Origin of the sequence: Acinetobacter sp. YH18001 (assembly GCF_013416975.1) — a bacterium.
GTDB classification, from domain to species: domain Bacteria; phylum Pseudomonadota; class Gammaproteobacteria; order Pseudomonadales; family Moraxellaceae; genus Acinetobacter; species Acinetobacter pseudolwoffii.
The window spans coordinates 1-3,803 of the sequence record NZ_VPEU01000091.1 but is presented as its reverse complement, the minus strand read 5'-3'; the positions used below and the strand labels follow the sequence as shown (position 1 = coordinate 3,803).

Below are 3,803 nucleotides of genomic sequence, written 5' to 3'. Positions count from 1 at the left end.
CGTTGTTTATCTAATTCTTGCTGTCGTTTCATTTCCGCTTGGCGTTCCAGTTCTAGACGTTTGGTTTCTTGGTTCTTCTGCCATTGATCAAAACCTTGATCGACACGGTTTAAACCACGCTGTAAAATGCTCTCTTTCTGCTGTTTCTGTTGGTCAAGCTGTTGGGCGTTCTGCTGTTTCACATTGTCATTAAAACGGCTGATTTCAGTGTCTATGCCTTGTCTGCGTAATTGGGTGATTTTAGTGCCTTCATGGATGGTGGCTTGTAGTCCGTTATTCTGATCGGCATAGCTGCGGTGGTCTATTTTTTCTCGGTAGCCTGCACGTTCCAATGCTTTGTTGGCTAAGTCTGCCCATGTTTCTCGAATTTGCTTAATATCTTCTTGGGTTGTCCCCATACCAAGGCTTTTTCGTTTGGCATTGCTGAGTTCGATATCGGTTTTGGTGGTTAGGGTAAGTTTCTTGTCTGTATCTAATTCTGCTTTTCGGGTAGTAAGCATGATATGGGCGTGATGGTTCTTATCGTTACCGCCTTTGCTGGGTTCATGGATAGCTAAATCTGCGATCACGTCATAGCGATCGACTAAGGACCTGGCAAAGTCTTTTGCCAAGTCCTTACGTTGATCAGCGTCTAATTCATCAGGCAGGGCAATCACCCATTCTCTAGCGGTTCGGGCATCTTTACGGTTCTCGGTTTTTTCTGCCAAGTTCCAAAGTTCGCCACGGTCAATTTCAATATCTAAATTAGAGATAATTTCAGAATGGGCGACACCGTCTTTTCTCGTAAAGTCATGGGTCAGCCCTGTGCGTTCATCTTCTAGTTTTTCACCTGCACGATAGGCACTTGATGCAACCGCAGTTCGTCCTGAACTTCGGTTCACCGTTTTAGTTGAACAATGATAGATTGCCATGCAGTCGCCTTGAGATGCTTTTGCTTTTAAAAAATTGCGTAGCAGTTTTTTGGGGTTAAGGGGTATCCCCTTACGCAAACTTTGACTTGGATGAAATCCAAGTCGTAAGTGCGCATTTCATGAAAAACACGATAGCATATTACCCGCTTGAATTTCAATTCATAGGGTCTTATGCTTGAGTAGTTTTCTATATCCCGAATTTAACCGTTATGACAAAATCTGCTGAAAATATCGAAAAGAAAATTGAAGCCCAGTTAGAGAAGCTGAAACAGTTAAAAGCTCAAAAACAGGCTATCGAAGCAAGAGAAAAAACCAAGAAAAAGGAGCAGGAAAGAAAGGATGATACTCGGCGTAAAATTTTGCTCGGTTCTTATTTAATTAAAAAGATGCAAAGTAATGAAGCTAACAAAGAAAAAATACTCACGGAACTTAATGAATATTTAACTGAAAATAGAGATAGACAGCTTTTTGACTTACCAAATATTGAGGAAAATTAATTATGAATAAAGCGGATTTAATTGCCAAATTAGCGCCTAAATTAAATATTAATCAAGACGAAGCAAGAGTTGTGCTTAATTCTGTTCTTGAAGTCATTACAGAAGCCCTAGTTGAAGATAAAAATGTCCGATTAGTTGATTTTGGGACTTTTGAAGTAAAACAGCGTGCCGAAAGAATGGGGCATAATCCTAAAACTGGCGAAAAACTTAAAATTGAAGCTAAGGAAATCGTCACTTTTAAACAAGGAAAGGCCTTGGGAGAGCAATTTATTGTTAAGCCAAAGCAAAAAAGTAAAGCTAAGAAGAAAGCCTAATTTTTCTTAGCTCTCTGTTGTTCTTGTTCGGCTTTATACTCTGGAATTAGCTCATTTAAGACCTTTTGGATATTTTCTTTATCTTCGATCTGCAAATTATCCCGATAGTAAATTAAGTCCTCTATTTTGCTTTCCAGCTGCATTCTTTCGGTTGGTTCGGCATTTTGGGATATTCGGGATAATAGGAAGATATAACCGCATATATTTTCCCTCGCAATTTCATAATTTATGATGTCGAGGTATTCAGCTTGTGTACCGTGAAATTCTTCTAATAGGTTGGTTAATTTCATCATGCTTGAAACCCTGCTTTTTCTAAACATGGATAAAGCTCTCTGAACTTTTCAGGCTCTAAAAGCATGTCAGCGATACGAATAGCAAATTGCTGAAAGCTTTCCGTACCTTGTGAGTATTTGCTCATTTCGGGCATTTCAGACATTTTATTGGCAAATAGGTGGCGTTGTGGATCGCTCAATTTTATAAAAAAATCGGGGCTATTACGATTTTGCTTGGATATTATTTTTTTTGAGATTTTATCTACTTTAGGCTTAAATTTGAATGAAAAACCTGTAATTGTCCGCCCTTGCTTATGTTGCTCGTATTTAATCGTATAGTCTGAATGTTGATTCACTTGCTCCACAGCCACATCTAGGACTCGCAACTTAAAGTTAGAAATTATTTTATATTGCTTAGGTTCTACACCTAATTGCCCTCGTAATTGTTCTATTTCAATAAATGGAATATGTCCTACATTTTTCCATTTCATGAGGAGTTCAAACAATCGAGTAGCGTAGGTACTGGTAAAGTCTGTAGTTTGTGATAAGTAATAGCTTGTGAAATATTCTTTTGAATTAGCAACCAATAGGACAACATCACTGGTAAGTTGGAAGTGTAATAACCCCTCTGATTCTGTATAACCGATCTTTTGTACCCATCGTGATTTCATAACGGTTGGTATATCGCAATCTCTTAGCTTTTTGGGACGTTTAAGGGTGTATTCCTTACCAAACTCCAAGCCATATAAGGTGTATGAGAAATAGCGTAAAAACAACCGTTCTGATGCTTCTTTTAATGCTCGATAAGCCACTGAACTATCAACCTTGAATTGTTCAGCATATTCCCCTGCATGTATGGTAAGAACTGTATCACTGGTGATTTCCTGATGCTGATTATTGGCTTTCACTAAAGCTAACCCTATTAAACGTTGCTCTACTAGACTCAAGGTATAACTTGCATCAATTAACGCATTATTTTTAATAACTAAATCATTTGCCATTTTTTATACATACATTCTTTTTAGTTGTAATTATATTACATTGATTAAATATGTATAGCAATACTGCATAAACGTATAGATAAGACTGCATAAACGTATAGATAAGACTGCATAAACGTATAGATAAGACTGCATAAACGTATAGATATAGCAATATAAGTCATTGATTATTAATATGAATAAGTGGTCTAAAATTATAAAATTATAAAATTATTAAAAAGAGGGGAGTGCTAAAAACTGCCCTATGTACTCGCTAAAGCTCGTACTCTATTGAAGCTCGTTCCTCGCTTCGCGGGGCAGTTTTTAGTTAATCATGTTTGTGAAATCTAAAAGCAAAAGCATTAGTAATGTATTCGCTTCGCTCATACTTTTTGAAAAGCAAAAGCTCCAAAGTTCGCACCCATTCGGGATGCTCTGTACCTACCTTTTAAAATCGAAAGGGAGCTTGTAATCAGAGAAAAGGCAGGGGCAAAATTTTTATAATGCTCAATCGCTCGTAGACACTCGCTCGGTTCTTATTGCACTGATTAAAATATCTAATCAAAACCGTGAAACATTGCTCACTTATTGAGCGTGGAACGTGAAAAATCATAAAAAAAGCCCACCTTGGCAAAGATGGGCTATCAACTAGAAACTACAGCATTGATTTCTATAGATAATTATAACGCATTTCGTATAAGCTGTATTATGTTAATTTTAGGAAGACTTAAAAGTGAAGGTATTAGGAATCATCTTTTCGGTAACTTTAGTAATACTAATTTTATATGGTGTACTATGGATGTTTCATGGTTTTCCAGTAAATCCCTCA

At 37.2% G+C, this 3,803-nt stretch carries 5 protein-coding genes; 2 read left to right on the top strand and 3 right to left on the bottom strand.

Annotated features, from left to right (window positions below; all coding sequences use genetic code 11):
• Positions 1-911 (bottom strand): MobQ family relaxase (gene mobQ / locus FTV48_RS14225; protein ID WP_180000738.1); only part of this gene is annotated, 911 nt, incomplete at its 3' end.
• Between the two features lie 209 nt (positions 912-1,120).
• On the opposite strand from mobQ, the gene FTV48_RS14220 reads away from it, so the two are divergent.
• Positions 1,121-1,408: a mobilization protein gene (locus tag FTV48_RS14220; RefSeq protein ID WP_114676158.1), complete on the top strand. Its 288-nt coding sequence runs from the start codon at positions 1,121-1,123 to the stop codon at positions 1,406-1,408.
• Between the two features lie 2 nt (positions 1,409-1,410).
• Positions 1,411-1,722: an HU family DNA-binding protein gene (locus tag FTV48_RS14215; protein WP_004870952.1), complete on the top strand. Its 312-nt coding sequence runs from the start codon at positions 1,411-1,413 to the stop codon at positions 1,720-1,722.
• On the opposite strand, the gene FTV48_RS14210 is transcribed toward FTV48_RS14215, so the two are convergent.
• Positions 1,719-2,015, bottom strand: coding sequence for a hypothetical protein (locus FTV48_RS14210; RefSeq protein ID WP_004870949.1), 297 nt, complete (start codon positions 2,013-2,015; stop codon positions 1,719-1,721). The genes FTV48_RS14215 and FTV48_RS14210 overlap by 4 nt on opposite strands.
• On the bottom strand, positions 2,012-2,995 hold the full coding sequence (repM, locus tag FTV48_RS14205; RefSeq protein WP_004870947.1) for a replication initiation protein RepM: 984 nt from the start codon (positions 2,993-2,995) through the stop codon (positions 2,012-2,014). The genes FTV48_RS14210 and repM overlap by 4 nt, the downstream gene beginning before the upstream one ends.
• Positions 2,996-3,803: the final 808 nt, after the last annotated feature.